The organism is Cyanobium gracile UHCC 0281, from assembly GCF_034931305.1.
GTDB lineage: Bacteria > Cyanobacteriota > Cyanobacteriia > PCC-6307 > Cyanobiaceae > Cyanobium > Cyanobium gracile_A.
The window spans coordinates 1-16,580 of record NZ_JAYGHY010000061.1 but is presented as its reverse complement, the minus strand read 5'-3'; the positions used below and the strand labels follow the sequence as shown (position 1 = coordinate 16,580).

At 70.9% G+C, this 16,580-nt stretch carries 16 protein-coding genes, 1 tRNA gene and 1 pseudogene; 8 read left to right on the top strand and 10 right to left on the bottom strand.

Translation table 11 applies throughout. The features are described from left to right. The 4 genes and pseudogenes from VB739_RS14035 to recA form a co-directional block, all read left to right on the top strand. Window positions 1–537, top strand: a pseudogene (locus VB739_RS14035) (AAA family ATPase); the annotation flags it as partial. 111 nt (window positions 538–648) lie between these two features. Next, window positions 649–720 (top strand) — tRNA-Gln (locus VB739_RS14030). Window positions 721–741: 21 nt separating this feature from the next. Further along, window positions 742–1,536, top strand: coding sequence for an HAD family hydrolase (locus VB739_RS14025; RefSeq protein ID WP_323357662.1), 795 nt, complete (start codon window positions 742–744; stop codon window positions 1,534–1,536). Window positions 1,537–1,703: 167 nt separating this feature from the next. Further along, complete coding sequence (recA, locus tag VB739_RS14020; RefSeq protein WP_323357661.1) at window positions 1,704–2,909, top strand: recombinase RecA; 1,206 nt, start codon at window positions 1,704–1,706, stop codon at window positions 2,907–2,909. Window positions 2,910–2,938: 29 nt separating this feature from the next. Here the strand turns inward: recA and VB739_RS14015 are convergent, their stop codons facing one another. The 3 genes from VB739_RS14015 to VB739_RS14005 form a co-directional block, all read right to left on the bottom strand. Then, on the bottom strand, window positions 2,939–3,304 hold the full coding sequence (locus VB739_RS14015; protein ID WP_323357660.1) for a DUF1815 family protein: 366 nt from the start codon (window positions 3,302–3,304) through the stop codon (window positions 2,939–2,941). A 92-nt stretch (window positions 3,305–3,396) separates the two neighbouring features. Next, on the bottom strand, window positions 3,397–3,648 hold the full coding sequence (locus VB739_RS14010; RefSeq protein ID WP_323357659.1) for a DUF2839 domain-containing protein: 252 nt from the start codon (window positions 3,646–3,648) through the stop codon (window positions 3,397–3,399). Between the two features lie 28 nt (window positions 3,649–3,676). Continuing rightward, window positions 3,677–5,134 (bottom strand): helicase, encoded by a 1,458-nt coding sequence (locus tag VB739_RS14005; RefSeq protein ID WP_323357658.1) that lies wholly within the window; start codon window positions 5,132–5,134, stop codon window positions 3,677–3,679. 43 nt (window positions 5,135–5,177) lie between these two features. Between VB739_RS14005 and VB739_RS14000 the strand changes: the two genes are divergently transcribed. The 4 genes from VB739_RS14000 to VB739_RS13985 all read left to right on the top strand — a co-directional run bounded on the left by VB739_RS14000 (window position 5,178) and on the right by VB739_RS13985 (window position 8,731). Further along, on the top strand, window positions 5,178–6,050 hold the full coding sequence (locus VB739_RS14000) for a prephenate/arogenate dehydrogenase (protein WP_323357657.1): 873 nt from the start codon (window positions 5,178–5,180) through the stop codon (window positions 6,048–6,050). Window positions 6,051–6,114: 64 nt separating this feature from the next. Then, on the top strand, window positions 6,115–7,212 hold the full coding sequence (corA, locus tag VB739_RS13995) for a magnesium/cobalt transporter CorA (protein ID WP_323357656.1): 1,098 nt from the start codon (window positions 6,115–6,117) through the stop codon (window positions 7,210–7,212). A gap of 182 nt (window positions 7,213–7,394) precedes the next feature. Continuing rightward, window positions 7,395–7,793 (top strand): hypothetical protein, encoded by a 399-nt coding sequence (locus VB739_RS13990; protein ID WP_323357655.1) that lies wholly within the window; start codon window positions 7,395–7,397, stop codon window positions 7,791–7,793. Further along, complete coding sequence (locus VB739_RS13985) at window positions 7,772–8,731, top strand: hypothetical protein (RefSeq protein WP_323357654.1); 960 nt, start codon at window positions 7,772–7,774, stop codon at window positions 8,729–8,731. Before VB739_RS13990 ends, VB739_RS13985 begins: the two co-directional genes overlap by 22 nt. On the opposite strand, the gene VB739_RS13980 is transcribed toward VB739_RS13985, so the two are convergent. The 7 genes from VB739_RS13980 to VB739_RS13950 all read right to left on the bottom strand — a co-directional run. Next, window positions 8,683–9,393, bottom strand: coding sequence for a hypothetical protein (locus tag VB739_RS13980; RefSeq protein WP_323357653.1), 711 nt, complete (start codon window positions 9,391–9,393; stop codon window positions 8,683–8,685). The genes VB739_RS13985 and VB739_RS13980 overlap by 49 nt on opposite strands. 121 nt (window positions 9,394–9,514) lie before the next feature. Next, window positions 9,515–10,252, bottom strand: coding sequence for a hypothetical protein (locus VB739_RS13975; RefSeq protein WP_323357652.1), 738 nt, complete (start codon window positions 10,250–10,252; stop codon window positions 9,515–9,517). 9 nt (window positions 10,253–10,261) lie between these two features. Beyond that, window positions 10,262–11,053 carry an META domain-containing protein gene (locus tag VB739_RS13970; RefSeq protein ID WP_323357663.1) on the bottom strand — a complete coding sequence of 264 codons (792 nt, stop codon included), beginning with the start codon at window positions 11,051–11,053 and terminating at the stop codon, window positions 10,262–10,264. Window positions 11,054–11,060: 7 nt separating this feature from the next. Then, window positions 11,061–11,210 carry a hypothetical protein gene (locus VB739_RS13965; protein WP_323357651.1) on the bottom strand — a complete coding sequence of 50 codons (150 nt, stop codon included), beginning with the start codon at window positions 11,208–11,210 and terminating at the stop codon, window positions 11,061–11,063. Between the two features lie 55 nt (window positions 11,211–11,265). After that, window positions 11,266–12,312 carry a metallophosphoesterase gene (locus VB739_RS13960; protein ID WP_323357650.1) on the bottom strand — a complete coding sequence of 349 codons (1,047 nt, stop codon included), beginning with the start codon at window positions 12,310–12,312 and terminating at the stop codon, window positions 11,266–11,268. Between the two features lie 72 nt (window positions 12,313–12,384). Then, window positions 12,385–15,498, bottom strand: coding sequence for an efflux RND transporter permease subunit (locus VB739_RS13955; protein ID WP_323357649.1), 3,114 nt, complete (start codon window positions 15,496–15,498; stop codon window positions 12,385–12,387). Then, window positions 15,498–16,580 (bottom strand): efflux RND transporter periplasmic adaptor subunit (locus tag VB739_RS13950; protein ID WP_323357648.1); only part of this gene is annotated, 1,083 nt, incomplete at its 5' end. The genes VB739_RS13950 and VB739_RS13955, both read right to left, overlap by 1 nt.

Sequence of the window (16,580 nt, the reverse complement as noted above, 5' to 3'; positions counted from 1 at the left end):
GCGGCGGCCAGCGCCACCCCGGCGGTTCCGGCCCTGCGGATCTATGGGGTGGGCGTGGCCGCCCAGCAGCTGGAGGAGGCGGTGCGGCGCCGCCAGTTGCCGGTGGAGGTGGTGGAGGAGCCGGAGCAGGCCGATGCGGTGCTGAGCGTGCGCGGCCAGCTGGGCCGTGATCCGGAGCTGCGGCGCCAGGCCCGCGACCTGGGCCTGCCGATCCTGGTGATCAAGTCGGACACGCCCCACCAGCTGCAGCGGGCCATGGAGCGCCTGCTGGAGCGGCGCCAGGGGGGAGGCGACGCGGTGGAGGGCGAAGAGCCGGTTGGTGTCGGCGCGGCCCGCCCCGATGACGCCCATGCGGCCCTGGAGGAATGCCGGCTGGCGGTGGAGCAGGTGGTGCTGCCCCAGGGCCGGCCGGTGGAGCTGCTGCCCCGCAACGAAGCGGTGCGTGCCCTGCAGGCCGAGCTGGTGCACCACTACCGGTTGCGCAGTGCGGTCTTCGGCCGCGGCCGTCAGCAGCGGCTGCGTGTCTTTCCCGCCTGAAGGGGCCTGCCGCCAGGGTGGACGCGGGCGAGTTGACGAAGGACCAGCCGCTGTGGGTAACTAGCAAGGCGCCGGTTACGGACCGACGTTTTTCCCATCCCATGGGTTGATTGGGCCGTCGCCAAGCGGTAAGGCATCGGGTTTTGGTCCCGACATTCCTAGGTTCGAATCCTAGCGGCCCAGTTTTTTCTCCTTTTCCCACCGGTGCCTGAACGCCCTCTGCTGGTGTTCGATTTCGATGGCGTGCTGGTGGACGGCATGGCCGAGTACTGGTGGTCGGCCCGCCGGGCGGCGCTGGCCCTGGTGGCCGGCGGTTGCGCCCGTGGTGCCGCCACCGCCCCGTGGCAGCTGCCGGAGCAGGCACCGGCGGGCTTCGCCCGGCTGCGGCCCCTGATCCACAAGGGCTGGGAGATGGTGCTGATGGCCGCCGAGCTGGGGCGGCCCGAAATGGATCTCGACGCCGCCGTGGCCGACTACGACACCTTCCTGGCCCGCGCCCTGGAGCGCTGGGGCTGGAGCACCGAGCAGCTGCAACGGGCGCTCGAAGACTTGCGCCAGGAGGCGATCGCCACCGACCTGGATGCCTGGCTGGCCCTGCACCGCTTCTACCCCGGCGTCGAGGCGCGCCTGGGCCGGCTGGCGGCGGAGGGAGCCGACTGGGCCGTGCTCACCACCAAGGGCGGGGCCTTCGCCGCCCGGCTGCTGGCTGCCGCTGGCCTCACGCCCCTGGCCCTCTACGGCCACGAACAGGGCAGCAAGCCCTCGGTGCTGGGGCGGCTGGTGGCGGAGCGGGATCCAGTCGAGCGCCCCCTGTGGTTCGTGGAGGACCGCCGTCCCACCCTGGAGCTGGTGCGGCGGACGCCGGGACTGGAGGCGGTGCGCTGCTACCTGGTGGCGTGGGGGTACCTGGGCCCGGGGGACGGCGAGGGGCTGGCACCCCTGGGGATCCGCTGGCTGGAGTCCGCCGGTTTCGAGGCCCCACTGGCGCAATGGCCATGAGCCGCTAGAGTACGCCCGTACTACAGATTGATACGCCGGAGTCTCCGGGTGGCACTGGTTGTCCAGAGGCCGCAGGATGGCGCCCGGTTCCGGCCCCAATCTCCGCCTCCACCCACCGCTTCGACGGCTCCAGCCTGCTGCGGCCCGTTCCATCACCCACCCCCACCATGCCTGCCGATTCCAGGGCCTCCTCCGCCTCCGCTGCCTCCTCCGGCTCTCCCTCCACGTCCACCTCCTACGTCTCCGCCGCTGCCCCCAGCGGCGATCCCAAGGCCGCCGCTGAACGCGACAAGGCCCTGGGCCTGGTGCTGACCCAGATCGAGCGCAACTTCGGCAAGGGTTCGATCATGCGGCTGGGGGATGCCTCCCGCATGCGGGTGGAAACGGTCCCCACCGGGGCCCTCACCCTCGATCTGGCCCTGGGGGGCGGCTATCCCAAGGGCCGGGTGGTGGAGGTCTACGGGCCGGAGAGCTCCGGCAAGACCACCCTCACCCTCCATGCCATCGCCGAGGTTCAGAAGCGCGGCGGTGTGGCGGCTTTCGTCGACGCCGAGCACGCCCTTGATCCGGTCTATGCCGCCGCTCTGGGGGTCGACATCGAGAACCTGCTGGTCTCCCAGCCGGACACCGGCGAGATGGCCCTGGAAATCGTCGACCAGTTGGTGCGCTCGGCCGCCGTCGACGTCGTCGTCGTCGACTCGGTGGCGGCCCTGACGCCCCGGGCGGAGATCGAGGGGGAGATGGGCGACCTGGCGGTGGGCAGCCAGGCCCGGCTGATGAGCCAGGCCATGCGCAAGATCACCGGCAACATCGGCAAATCCGGCTGCACGGTGATCTTCCTCAACCAGCTGCGACAGAAGATCGGCGTCACCTACGGCAACCCGGAAACCACCACCGGTGGTAACGCCCTCAAGTTCTATGCCTCGGTGCGGCTCGACATCCGCCGCATCCAGACCCTCAAGCGCGGCACCGAGGAGTACGGCATCCGGGCCAAGGTGAAGGTGGCCAAGAACAAGGTGGCGCCCCCCTTCCGGATCGCCGAGTTCGACATCCTCTTCGGCCGCGGCATCAGCACCCTGGGCTGCCTGCTGGATCTGGCCGAGGAAACCGGTGTGGTCACCCGCAAGGGCGCCTGGTATAGCTACGAGGGCGACAACATCGGCCAGGGCCGCGACAACACGATCACCTGGCTGGAGCAGAACCCCGGGCCGAAGGAGGTGATCGAGCAGCTCACCCGCCAGAAACTCACCGAAGGTTCCGAGGTCACCGCCAACTCGATGAAACCGCTGGCGGCGGCAGCCAAGCTGGCGGCGGCCAAGCCCCAGGCTGGAGAGGACGCCGCTGAGCTGGAGGCGCTGCCCACCGCCGGCTGATCACCGGGCTCCGGTGTGAAGGGCCCGGCTCAGGGCTGGGCCGGCAGGGCGGAATGGCTGGTTCGCGTTGGGGCCGCGACGGTTTCGGTGGAGGGCTGCAACACCAGCACCACCCGCTGGAGTTCCTGGATGGCGTCGGCGCCTTCCAGCTTCACCAGCTCCTGGCCGTTGCGGGATTCCACCCAGCTGATGCCGAAATCGGAGACGAGCAGCCGCACCATGTGGTTGTCGCCCAGGTCGGCCACGAAGGAGGCGCCATGGCCATCGCGGCCATCGCCGCAGGTGTAGCAGGTGGCCACATGGCCCTGTTTCTTCAGAGACACGGCCAGGGCCTGGAGGCTCAGGATCAGATCCTCAACGGCCGAGCGGTATTGCTCGGCCAGCCGGAGAAACATGGAAGGTGTCCATCACGATCCGCAGATCATAAGGATTTCTTCCGATTCCTGCTAGGTGCAAATGCTCATATGTGGAGACCGGCACCCCGCCCTCAGCCGTCCGACAGGCTCCACCAGCCCGCCGCCGGGCCGATGAAGCGCACCGTCACCCAGAACAGGGCCAGGCCGCCGATGCCGATCCAGGCGCCCTTGGTGGTGATCGCCACGAAGCGGGAGGCCTGGTTGCGGGTCAGGGGCAGCCAGTCGACGATCCGGGGCGAGGTGTCGACGTCCTTGGCCTTGCTGACGCGCGGCTTGTCCCGGGGCGGCAGTCCCTGCTCGGCCCGGCGTTTGGCTTCCCCCATCAGGGCTCAGACGGCAACTGGAGGCAGGCTAGGGGTCGGGCCGCAGCCGGGACAGCTCCACCCAGGGTTCGAGGGCGGTGAACACCAGCCGTCCCCAGCTGCGGCCCCGCAGGCGGCCATCCAGAACCGCCAGCCGCCCGCCGCTGCGCCGCAGCCCGGCCACCCCCCGCTGCAGCCGGTTGAGGGCCTCCGGCAGCAACAGTTCCCGGAACCAGTCGCGGCCCTGCTGGCGCAGCACCCCGACCCGGGCGGCGGTGAGGGGATCCTCCAGGCTGGCGATCGGCAGCAGCCCCACCACCACCTGGCAGGGCAGGGGCAGTCGCGGCTGGTGCTCCAGCCACCAGCTCCAGCTGCAGCACACCACGCCGTTGCTCTCCGGTGAGGTGTTCTGGTGGCAGACCCGGCTGCCGAACTCGGCGGCCAGGCCGCTGGCCAGGCCCAGGCAGAGGGCCGAATCGTCGATCAGCACCACGGTCAGGCCGCTCTGGCCCAGCACCAGCCGCCGGCTCTGCTCCAGCAGGTGCTGGGCGTACTGGGGGCTGTTGGGCAACGGTTGGCGCAGGGGGGCGAACAGGGGCAGGGGGTCGGACAGGGGGGGATCGGCCAGATCCAGCACCACCGCCGGCTCCAGCCCCAGGGCGGCAGCGGCGGCGGGCTGGCCCTCCGCCGCCCGGCCGGTGGCCAGCTCACCGATCAGCACCGCCCCCCGTCCCACCAGCAGGCCGGTCAGTTCGCCCAATGGCTCGAGCGGTTGGCGTAGCAGATTCCACTGCAACAACGACGGATCCACCCGGGCCCAGCTGCTCCAGCCGGCGCCGGCGCTCAGCCAGCGGGGCCAGGGCTCCGGCAGGGGTTCGAGCAAGCGCAGCAGGTGGCGCAGGGGGGCTTCGTCGTCGTCGGCGAGGGCCACCAACCGGTGGGGGGAGCGGGGATGGGCCAGCACCCGGCGGCTGAGCCGTTCGTGCAGGTTGAGCAGACAGGCTTCGGCGCTGGGCTGGGCGCGGCGCAGCTGATCCCAGTGACGGGGCTCCAGTTCCACCTCCAGAGCCTCGCGCAGGGCCACTTCCAGGGTCTCGGCCTCGGGGATCACCAGTTGCCGCTCCCCCAGTTCGCCGTTGCGCCAGGCCGCCACCAGCTCCCGGTGGTCGAGCAGCCAGAGCCGGCTGCCGGGCGGGGCCCCGGGCCCTTCCCAGCAGGGAAGCTCCAGCCCCACGCTGCGCAGGCGCGGCCATTCCACCAGCAGCAACCGCTGGCGCAGGGCCGGCGTCACCACCAGGGCCAGGGGCGTTTCGCTGAGGGCCAGGGGCACCAGCAGGCTGATCCACCAGCTGGGGGCGGTGCCGGGGGCCAGGCGCACCAGGGTGTGGTCGGCGCGGCGCAGGCTGCGGGCCACCAGCCGGCTCAAGGTGAGGTGATGGGGCCAGCGTTCCACCCCCTCTCGCTGCAGGAGAGCCTTGAGGTGCTGGTGGGCGCGGGCTTCCAACATGGCTGGATCGTAGGAAGCTGGCCCCAGCCGATCCGCAGCGACGATGACACCCCTCTGGCAGCGCGAACCGGTGGGCGTGGTGGGCCTGGGGCTGATCGGGGGCTCCCTGGGGCTGGACCTGATGGCGATGGGAGCGCAGGTGCGGGCCTTGGTGCACCGGCCGGCCACCGCCGCACGGGCCAGGGAGCGCGGTCTGGCCACCGAGGTGAGCATCGATCCGGCCGTGCTGGAGGGCTGCGGCCTGGTGGTGCTGGCCCTTCCCCTCGACCGCCTGCTGGATCCGGATCCCGCCCTGCTGGCGGCCCTGCCGGTTGGGGCGGTGATCACCGATGTGGGCTCGGTGAAGGGGCCGGTGCTGCGGCGCTGGCGGGAGCTGCTGGTGGCGGCCGGCCGCTTCGTGGCCTCCCATCCGATGGCAGGCACTGCCCGGGCAGGGGTGGAGGCCGGGGAACCCGGCCTGTTCCGCGGTCGGCCCTGGGTGGCGACTCCGGAGGCCGGCACCGATCCAGTGGCGCTGCAGGTGGTGCGGGAGCTGGCGGAGGCGCTCGGGGCCCGCTGGCTCTGCTGTGACGCCGAGGCCCATGACCGGGCCGTGGCCCTCATCTCCCATCTGCCGGTGCTGCTGGGGGCGGCCCTGTTGCAGGCGGCCGATGCCGGGGGTGGCGAGATCGTTGCCGGGGCGGAGCTGGTGCGGGCCCTGGCCTCCAGTGGCTTTGCCGACACCACGCGCGTCGGCGGCGGCAATCCGGAGCTGGGGATGTTGATGGCGCGCGCCAACCGGGCGGCGCTGCTGGAGGCCCTGGATCACTACCGCCAGTCCCTGGCATCCCTTGAAGCGATGGTGGCTGGGGAGGAGTGGTCGGGCCTGCAGCAGTCGCTGGCGCGCAGCCAGGCGCTGCGGCCTGACTTTCTATGAACCTGGGGTGCCGATAGGCTCACTGACTCCATGGCATTCGGGCCGGGCGATGAAGACCAGGCCTTTGAGACAATCCCAGCGCCTCCGCAGCGCCGCCGGCAGCAGCGGCATCCGTAGCAGGCGGATCAGGCCCGGATCCTCACCGGGTGCCGTGGTGTTCGTGGGCGAGCAACGGCTCGAGAGGGTGCAGATTGATGTCATCCACTACGACGGTGACGGCTGGTCGGAAGAGATGGATGTGTCGGTGCGAAGTTGCGCCGAGGTGGTGCGCCAGGACAGCATCACCTGGATGAACGTCAGCGGCGTCCATGACGTCGACCTGGTGGAACGCCTCGGCGAGTGCTTCGGTATCCATCCAATGACACTGGAGGACATCGCCAACACCACCCAGCGGCCCAAGGTGGAGGTGTTTCCGGGCTACGTCTTCATGGTGTTGAAGATGATCGCTTTCAACGAGGAAACCAAGACCATTGATATCGAACATGTGAGCGTGATCCTCGGCGATCACTTTGTGATCTCTTTTCTCGAGGATGATGGCGATGTGTTCGATGGGGTGCGTGATCGTATCCGATCTTCCAGTGGTCGGATCCGCTGGATGAAGGCCGACTACCTCGCCTACTCCCTGCTGGATGCCGTTGTCGACCATTACTTCCTCGCCGTGGAGCGGATGGGCGACATCATCGAGGAGGTGGATGACAGGCTGCTGGAGGATCCCCACCCCGGCGACATCAAGGAGATCCACGGGCTCAAGCGGGCCATCCTGAGCCTGCGCAAGGCCGTCTGGCCGATCCGTGAGGAGGTGGCGATGATCTGCAAGGGCGAATCGTCGCTGCTGTCGGCCGATTGTCGGGTGTTCTGGCGCGATCTCTATGACCACTGCATCCAGATCATTGATCTGGTCGAAACCCACCGCGACATTCTCGGCGGCATGCACGACACCTATCTGTCGACCCTCAGCCACCGCATGAACGAGGTGATGAAGGTGTTGACGATCATCTCCACGATCTTCATTCCGCTCACTTTCATTGCCGGTGTGTATGGCATGAACTTCAAGGAAATGCCCGAGCTGGAGTGGCGCGGTGGTTACTATTCGGTGTGGGCGTTGATGATCGTGATCGGCATCAGCCTTTTCCTCTTTTTCCGTCGCAAGCATTGGCTTTGAAGAGCGGCTTTGCAGAGCGGCAGTGGCTCAGCGGCTCCTGGCCGGGGCTCGCCAAAGGGATGTAGCAACCGCCACTGACTTTGGGTTTTCTTCCCCTGCGCTAAGGATCATTGCCGCCGCCTGGCGCCCGTGGGAAAAGGCCGTTGCCGTTTCTAGCGTTGTTGAGCCATCAGTGAACGACCGTGAGTTTTCTGAGCGAAGCGATGCAACTTCTCAAGGACGCCGGCGACGCCGCGGGCCTGTCGGAAGGGGCCATCAAGTGCCATGCCGGTTGCTATCGGGACAATCTGTCCCGCTGCAACGACGCGATGCTCCAGTACGAGCGGGTCTGGTTGCAGCAGCAGTTGCGGGCCCTGCGCGATTGCCAGGGCCATCCGGTGTTGATGGACCGGGTGGGGGGTGAGCAGCGTCTCAACGGGCTGGTGTCCCAGAGCGTGCTGTTCCAGCTGTTGTTGCAGAACGAATTCGCCAGGCGGGGCCTGGCGCCGGTCGACCACCATGGACCGGTCGTGGCGGCCGAGGAGGCTTGGGAGATCACCAGCGTGCAGGTGAAGCGCGAGTGGGGCATCCTGCCGGCCTGATCGCCCTGCTGCACCTGGGGCGGATCCACGACGAGACGCCGGCGCTGCGGCGTTTCCTCGCCCAGCGCGGCATCGCCAGCGAGCTGGTGCCCCTGCCATCGCTGGTCCACGGCGACACCACCGACTGGGGGCGCTTTGATCGGGTCAGCGTGCGCGACTGCCGCGACAGCCATGGCCACCCCGACTTCCTGGCCCGCATCAGCGCCCTGTCGGAACAGCTCGAGGGCCTTGGGGTGCCGCTGGCCAATCCGCTGCCGGTGATCCTGGCGGGCCACGCCAAGAGTGATTACCTGCCCCAGCTGGAGCGGGAGGGGGTCGCCCTGATCCCCAGCCGCTGGCTGCCCCGCGGTTGGCGCGGTTCGCTGGCGGGGCTTCTGGAGGTGTGCGGCTGGAGCGAAGCGGTGCTCAAGCCGGCGATCGGCGCCAGGAGCTGGCACACCTACCGGGTGCGCCGTGCGGGCCCGCGCCTGGCGATCACCGCGGCCGATGGCAGCACGGCTGTGGCGGCCGCGGACGCCGATGGCTGGCTGGAGCGGCTGGCGCAGGACGGGGAGGTGTGCCTGCAGCGCTTTTTGCCGGAGATTTGCCGGGCGGGGGAGTTCAGCGCAGTGTTCCTGGGCGGACGTTTCTCCCACGCGGTGGCCAAGAGCGTGGCGGCGGGGGGGTGGATCGCCCACGAAGGGTTTGGGGGCCGCAACCGCCTGCGGCAGGCGAGTGCGGCGGAACGGCGCTGGGCCGCTGCGGTGGAGGAGCGCCTGCGGCGACGCTTCGGCGTGCTGCCCTACGCCCGCATCGACGGGATCCGCGACGGGGACGGCGAGCTGCTGCTGCTGGAGTGTGAACTGGTGATCCCCCGGCTGTTCCTCAGCGAGGGGGAGGCCTTCGGCCGTTATGCCGACGTTCTGGTGGGACCCACCAGCACCCGCATGGCCTGGTAGCCGTCGAGGGTGGGCGGCTCGCTCTCGGGCAGCTCCTCGGAGTGCAGGGCCACGGCCACGGTGGCCACCCAGGGGCGCGTGCCGGGGTCGGTGGGGAACACCAGCACCACGGTGCCGCCCGAGGGGGTGGTGGCGGGATCTTCCGCCACGATCTCCTGGGCCACGCGGGTGCGGCGGCACTGCAGGGCACGGGACTCCAGCAGGGCCACGAACTCGCCGCTGCTCCAGCGGGCCTCGCTCCCCTGGCAGGGGAAGCGCTCGCTGAGGGCGGCGACACCGAGCTCCTCGATGGCGCTGGTTCGCCGGCCATCCCAGACGAGTAGCAGGCTGGAGTCATGGCTGAGGGCGTTCTGCTCGACCCGCTCGCGGTCGAGCACGAGCCGCCGCTCCAGGCCCTGCTTCTCCGCGGGCATCGACAGGCAGACCTTGAGGGCCTGGGCCACCTCGCAGCTACGTCCCTCGCAGAAGCCCCGGTGGGCGGTGAGGATGTCGTCGGCGGCCGCCACGATCTCCAGCGCCGGCAGGCTCTGGCTCAGGTCCTGCATCATCGCGTTGAACAACACACCCCCATCGCCGAAGGGGCCGCGGTCGGGATCGGTGGCAGCGAGCATCTGATCGATGGCGGAGCGCACCAGCTCCCGCCTCCAGGTCAGATACGTCATGGGAATTCGCTCCTGGTGCAGTTTTTTGTCAGTGTGTCTGCAGTGGCGGAAACCAGCCACGACCCGTTACATTCCGCGCTTTTTGTAGCGAGATTTACAAAATCTGGTGTGGGATTCGTGATCAATGGGCCTCTGGCCCGCTGGGGGAAGGCGCGATGTGCCGACGCAGCCGCAGCATCGGCGTCTCACCCTCGAAGCCTTCGTCGTAAGTGGTGGGCTCCAGTTGCCCCTGCCACCCCGGCGGCAGGCCGGCCAGCAGGGGCTCCACCCAGGGATGCACCCGGGGGTGGCGTTCGATCGTGTGGGCGGGATAGATCCGCACCTCCTGCCGGCTCACCCGCAGCAGTTCGGCCAGGGCGCGCCGGTGCCAGTCGAGGTCGAAGTCGGGCTGTTCGCTGAGGCCGCCGTCGGCGATCGGGGCATAACAGAAGAGGAGATGGCCAGAAAGCACCAGATCGAAGCTGGCCGCCTCGAAGGGAAGGCAGGGGAGCGCCGCGGCGCGGTAGGCCTGCGGATGCTCCCGACGGTCGGCCAGAAAGGCTTCGAGGGCCTCCATCTTTCCCTGGCGAAACCGGTCCTGGTCAAAGTCCGGGCGCAGGGTCGGACTCAGGGCCAGGCGCTCCATGGTGAAGGCGACGTCGTCGCGGCAGCGACGCTCCAGCTCCGGCAACGACAGGGTGTAGAGGGGATCGGCCGCCACGCTCTCCACCCCGGCGGCGCGGGCCAGGGCGGTGAAGGAACCAGGTCCGCCGGGGCAATCGAGCACCCGGTGGCCCCGCCAGTCCGCCAGATCGAGGTTGAAGAACGCCAGTGCGTCAGCCCCGGTGCGACCGAAGAACACCACCCTTGGCAGATCCATCGGTGGTACTCAGGGCCCCGGAACGCGTCGCAGGCTGAGGGCGATGGCGCCGTCGGCCCGGCGCAGCTCCAGGGACTCCCCTTCGAGCCGCAGGCTGGCGGCCGTGGGCAGGGCGGCCAGGAACTGGCGCTCCTGCTCCATCACCCCTGTGCCGGCGCAGAGTTTTCGGGTGGCCACCGGGGTGCCGATGCGCAGGCGGGTGCCCTCCAGCCGCACCGGCGCCGTGAAGCGGTTGCAGCCGCTTGAGCCAGCCAGCTGGCCCTGGGTGAACCGCAGCGAGAGGGTGGTGCCCAGGATCGGGCTCACCAGCGCCTGGCGGCCGTTGTTGAACCCCGCCACCCGCCAGGTGCTTCCCACCAGCCGCTGCGTCTGGGCCACCAGCACCAGCAGGGGCCGGCCGTCGGCCGAGAGCAGCCGCAGGCGCTCGCCGTCCAGGCGGAACCTCCTGCTGCTGGTGAGCGCGGTCTGGAAGGCTTCCGCCTGCTGCATCACCGCCGGCGGGCAGGCCATCTTGGTGCTCAGGCCCCGGGCCGACACCTGCAGGCTTTTGCCCCGGACCGTGACGGGGGCGCCAAAACGGTTGCAGCCATCGCTGCCCGCCACCCGGCCAGCCTCAAAGCGCAGGGTGAGGCTGGTGCCGTTCTGGGGCTGGCGCTGCCCCAGACGCTCCAGCACCCAGGCGGTGCCCTCAAGCGGGGAAGGGGAGGGTGGTGCCGCCAGTACAGCAGGTTGCGGCGCCGCCGGCAGGAGGGCCAGCAGGGCGAGCAGCGGCCGCAGGCGTTGGCAGTGCATCGTGATCACAGGCAACTCAGGACCCCAGGCGGGCGGCGATCCAGGCGCCCATGCCGCCGGCGGAGGGGTGGGGCACGGCGTCGCGATCGACCCACCAGAACGAGAGGGCCAGCACGTTCAGACCGATGACCAGGGCGTAGATCCGCCAGCCTTCCGGGAGCTTCATGACGTCGGCGTGCGATCGCGGCGACGATAGATCCCCCGGCGCTGGCCCCGCATGCTCAGGCCCCTGCCCGTCGCGGCAGCACCCGGCCGGCGGCATCGCTCAGCGAGCGGGGCAGCCGTTGCGGATCGATGGGCCGCAGGGTGCGCAGATCGAAGCTGGTGTCCACCAGCCGGGGCGGGCTGCCGACCAGATCCAGCACGGTGAGCGTCTGGAAGGGGGTGGTGCTCTGGCCCAGCAGCCGGCGGGGGCCGCTGCCCATGGCGCCGAGGTGGAACAGATCCAGCTGGCCCAGCCGGGCGGGGAAGTAGGCGTGCTGATGGCCGCTCACGTAGGCCTCCACCCCGTGGCGGTCCAGCAGCTGCTGCAGAGCCGCCGGCTGGGCCAGCACCTCCCCTGGGCGGTCGCGGCCCTGGCTCACGGCCCGCAGCGGCAGGTGGCCCACCACCAGGCGCCGGCTGGCGGAGCGGGCGGCGGGGCCCGCCAGAATCCGCTCGGCCCAGCGCAGTTGCTCCGCCGGCACCTGGGCGGTGGAGGCGTCCCACACCAGCAGGAACACGTCGTCCTGGCGGATGGCGTAGTGGAAGGGGAAGTCGCCGCTGTCAACGAAGCGCAGACCGAGGCTGTCGCGGCGCGCTCGCCAGAAGCGGGCCGCCTCGGCGCGGTCGTCGGCGAAGAGAAAGCGGCCGCCTGCACTGGCCCCGGAGGCGTCATGGTTGCCCATCGCCGGGGCGAACGGCAGGCCGGCACGGCGCAGCGGGCCCAGAACGCTGCGATCGAAGCCCGCCCACATGGCGGCCAGCCGCTCCCGCCCCAGCCCCGCCTTCTGGCCCGCCACCATGTCGCCGGCGCAGATCACCAGATCCGGGCGCAGCGAGGGGATCAGGGCCACACCCCGGTGCACCTCGGCGATGTAGGTGGTGGAGCCGTAGGAGCTGTTGAGGTCACTGATCAGCACCAGGCGGGTGCCGCCGCGGGGCGGGGCCATCAGGCCCGCGGACGGGGCGGCCAGGGATCGGGCAGGCTTCCACGCCTGCCACAGGCCGGCCCCCAGCGCCAGGGCGGAGAGCGAGAGCACCTGGCGTCGGCCGAGGGTCGGCGGCATGGGGGAAACGCGGCGAACCGACCAACAGGATGGCCGACCCATCGGAGCAGCGGATCGCCTCACCCGTGCCGCTCATTCCATGGCGGCCTGTGGGGCAGGCCGCAAGGCAGGGCTGGGACGGGCTTCGGTGGAACCGACCCGCACGAGCAGGCTGTGGGCGGCCGGCACGTAAAACAGCGCCAGGGCGGTGGCCCCCACCAGACCGCCGGACACCGCGATTGCCAGCGGTGGCCAGAAGCCGGTGGGATCGAGCATCAGGGGCAGGAAACCGGTCACGGTGGTGAGCGTGGTGGCGATCACGTGGCGGGTGGCCTGCAGCACCACGGCGGTGGTGGCGGCAGGGTCGCCGGCGGCGGCGAGCGGATCGGTGCGGATGGCGTTCAGCACCACAATCGAATCGTTGATCGCCAGCCCGATCAGCCCAAGCGTGCCCAGGATGGCGGTGAAGCCGAACACCGATCCGCTGAGCTTGAGGGCCAGGGCCGCCAGCCCCACCGACAGCAGCGCCACCGAGGCGATCAGGGCGGCCATCCGGAAGGAGCGGAAGGACAGAACCAGGGTGGCGGTCATCAGGATCGCCAGCACCCCCACCGTGGAGAGCAGGTTGGTGACTGCATCCCCGCGGGCATCGGCTTCGCCGCCGTAGGCCAGGCTGACCCCGGCCGGCAGCTGCCAGCCCTGCCGCTCAAGCTGCCGGCGGAAGCCGCCCAGCACCGAATCGGGCAGGGAACCGGCGGACAGGAAGGCCCGCACGGTGTTGATGCGCTGCCCGTCCCGCCGGTCGATGGAGGCCAGCTCGGGCTCCAGCCGCAGGCGGGCCAGGGCCGAGAGCGGCAGGGTTTTGCCGCTGCTGGGGGAGACCACATCCAGGGAGGCCACCTGCTGGAGGTTCCCCCGCTGGGCCGCGGCCACCTGCACCCGCACCGGCACCGTGGTGACGCCCTCCAGGATCGACCCCCCCACGGCGCCCTCGAGGCCCGCCTGCAGCTGGCGGGCGATGGCCCGGTTGTCGAGCCCGCTGCGCCGGGCCTGCTCCTCATCCACCGCCAGGGCGAGGCGGGGCAGGGCTTCGCTGAGGCTGGCGCTGGTGTGGGTCACCGCCTCCTGCTGGGCCAGACGCCGCCGCAGGTCGTCACCGATCGCCCGCAGCTGGTTCAGGTCGGGGCCCTGCAGCCGCAGCTCGATCGGTGCCTCGAAGGGGGGACCCTGCTCCAGCTGCTTCACCAGCATCTGCGCTTCGGGGAAGGCCCCATCCAGGCGCTCCTGCAGGGAGCGGAGGGTGTCGCGGAGGTGATCGGTGCTGCGCAGCTGCACCAGGCCCTGGGCGTAGTGGGGAGCGTTCTCCTGGGAGGCGACCACGTTGTAGAAGAACGGCGGCGCGCTCTCGCCCAGGAACCAGTGCACGTCGGCGACGCCGGGATGGGCGCGCAGCTGCCCCCGGGCGGCCAGCGCCAGGGCTTCGGTGCGCTCCAGCGTGCTCTGCTGCGGCAGGCGCATCTCGATCTGGAACTGGTCGCGGTTGGTGGGGGGGAAGAACTGCTGCTCGAGGCTGCCGAAGAGCACGAAGCCGAGCACCGGCAGCAGCAGCGACAGGGCCACCCCCCGCCAGGGATGCCGCAGGGCGTGCTGCACGGTGCGGCGGTAACGGGTCGCGAGCAGCGGCAGCGACAGCCCTTGCTCCCACCAGCGCGTTCGCGGACCCAGCGGCTGCCAGGGCTGCAGCCGGGCGGTGAGGGCCGGGATCACCGTGAGCGACAGGACCAGGGAACTGGCCAGCGCCAGGATCACCGTGAGGCCGATCGTGCCGATGAATTCCCCGGTGGCCCCCGGCGAGGTGGCGATCGGCAGGAAGGCCAGCACCGTGGTGAGTGTGGCGGCCAGCATCGGCACCAGCAGATAGCCCACCGACTGCCGCACCGCCTCGCCGGCTGCGGCGCCGGTCCGCAGCCGCTGCTGCACCTCATCGACCACCACGATGGCGTTGTCGATCAGCAGCCCCAGGGCGATCACCAGACCGGTGGCCGACATCTGGTGCAGGGGAATCGCCAGCACCCGCATCCAGCCGAACACCATCAGGGCCGAAAGGGGCAGGGCCGCACCCACCACCAGCGCCGCCCGGCCACCGAGCATCAGCACCGACACGGCCACCACCATCAGCGAGCCGGTGATCAGGTTGCTGATCACACCATCGAGGCGCTCCTGGACGTAGCGGCTCTGATCCAGCACCGTGTGCAGCCCCACGCCCTCGGGCAGGGTGGCGCGCACCTCGGCGAGCAGCAGCCGGGCGGCTTGCGCCCAACGGTCGACCCGCTCGCCGGAGGCCACCGTGGCCGACACCACCACCGCCGGAAGGCCGTGCACCAGGGCCATGCGGCTGGCGGGGCTGCGCACGCCCCGGCTCACCTCGGCCACCTGTCCGAGGCGGGCACTGGCACCGTCGGCACCGGTCTGCAGGGGGATGGCGCGGAGGCGCTCCAGGGAATCGAGGGCGCCGTCCACCTGGAGCAGCAGCGCGCTGCGGGCGCCCCGCACCTGCCCGGCCGCCTCTTTGGCGTCGCTGGCGGCGATGCGCTCCGAGAGGGCCTGGGCCGTCAGCCCGAGCCTGGCCAGCTCCCGGGCGCCGATCGCCACCCGGATCTCCTCTTCGGGCTCGCCGCTGAGCTCCACCTTGTCGGTGCCGGGGAGCGCGCGCAGGCGGGTGTCCAGGTCTGACGCCAACCGGGTCAGGATCGCCAGGTTGGGGGCACCGGGCAGCTCCCAGGTGAGGCCCACGATCAGGGCGCTGGCGCCGATGTTGCCGTCGCGGAACTCCGGTTTGGAGGCCTCCGGCGGCAGCTGGGGAGTGGCATCGTCGAGTTTGCCGCGCACCTTGCTCCACACCGGCGCCACCTGGCGGATCGAATCCTTCAGGGCCACGGCGATCACCGAGGTGCCGGACGACGAGGTGGAGTCGAGATGGTCCACCTCCTCCAGCTCCAGCAGGGCCTTCTCGAGCGGTTCGGTGAGCAGCGACTCGACCCGCTCCGGGGTGGCCCCCGGCAGGGCGGTGATCACCAGGGCATTGCGCTGGGTGATCAGGGGATCCTCCAGCCGCGGCAGGGTGAGCAGCGACGACAAGCCCCAGACCACCACCAGCAGCAGGGTGAGCAGCAGCAGCTGGCGGTTGCGGTGAAAGAGGTCGAGCATCAGTTCGCGGCCTTCACCCACTGGCCCGGCACCACCCGATGGGTGCCCGCGGCGATCACCTGTTCACCTGGGCGCAGGGTGCCGCGCACCAGGGAGCGGTCGCCTTCGCTGTGCACCAGCTCCACCAGGCGCCGGGCCACCTGCCGCCCCTGTTCCGGTGTGGCGCCGGGCGGTGCCAGCACGTACACCGACCAGAGGCCCCGCTCCGCCGCCACCAGGGCGTCGGTGGGCAGCCAGAAGCCCTCGCCCCGCTCACGGCGCCGCAGGGACAGGCGGGCCGTCGCCCCCACGGGCAGATCCGCCGCCGGCAAGCGCAGCACCACCGTGGCCGTGCGGCTGGCGGCATCGAGCTCCGGCAGGAGGGCGCTGATGGTGCCGGGCAGCTGGCGATCTCCCACGGTCACCGGATGGCGTTCGCCGGGGCTCAGGCCCGCCACCACCGACGGCGGCACCCCCACCCGCACCTCGCGGGGGGCGGCTTCCACCAGGGTGAGCACCGCCTGGCCGCCGCTCACCACCACCCCCTCATCGAGCTGGCGCCGGCTCACCGTGGCGGCGAACGGGGCCACCAGCACGCTGCGGCCCAGGTCGACATCGTTCTGGCGCAGGCGGGCGCTGAGATCGTCGACCTGACCGTCCGCCTGGGCGAGGCGGCTGGCCAGCGCCCCGGCGCCATAGATCTGCTGGTCGAGATCCTCGCGGGAGATCGCTCCCTGGGCGTGGAGCCGGCGGCGGCGTTCACGCTGCAGCTCCGCCAGGGTGAGCTGCTGACGCACCTCCGCCACGGCGGCCCGGGCGACCCGCTGCTGGGCCAGCAACTGCTGACGCTGGGCCCGCAACCGGCGGCTGTCGAGGCGAGCCAGGGGCTGGCCCGCCACCACCCGGTCGCCCTCCTCCACCAGCACCTGCGCGAGGCTGCCGCCGAGCTCGAAGCCCAGGCTGCTGCTGCGGCCGGCCACCACCTCACCGGTGTAGTCCCGGCTGGCGACGTACTGGCTCACCGGCTGGGCCGTGACCACGGCGACGGGCAGGGCCCGGGCCACGGGCGGGCGGGGGCGCGGGGTGACGGCCAGGGCGAGGCC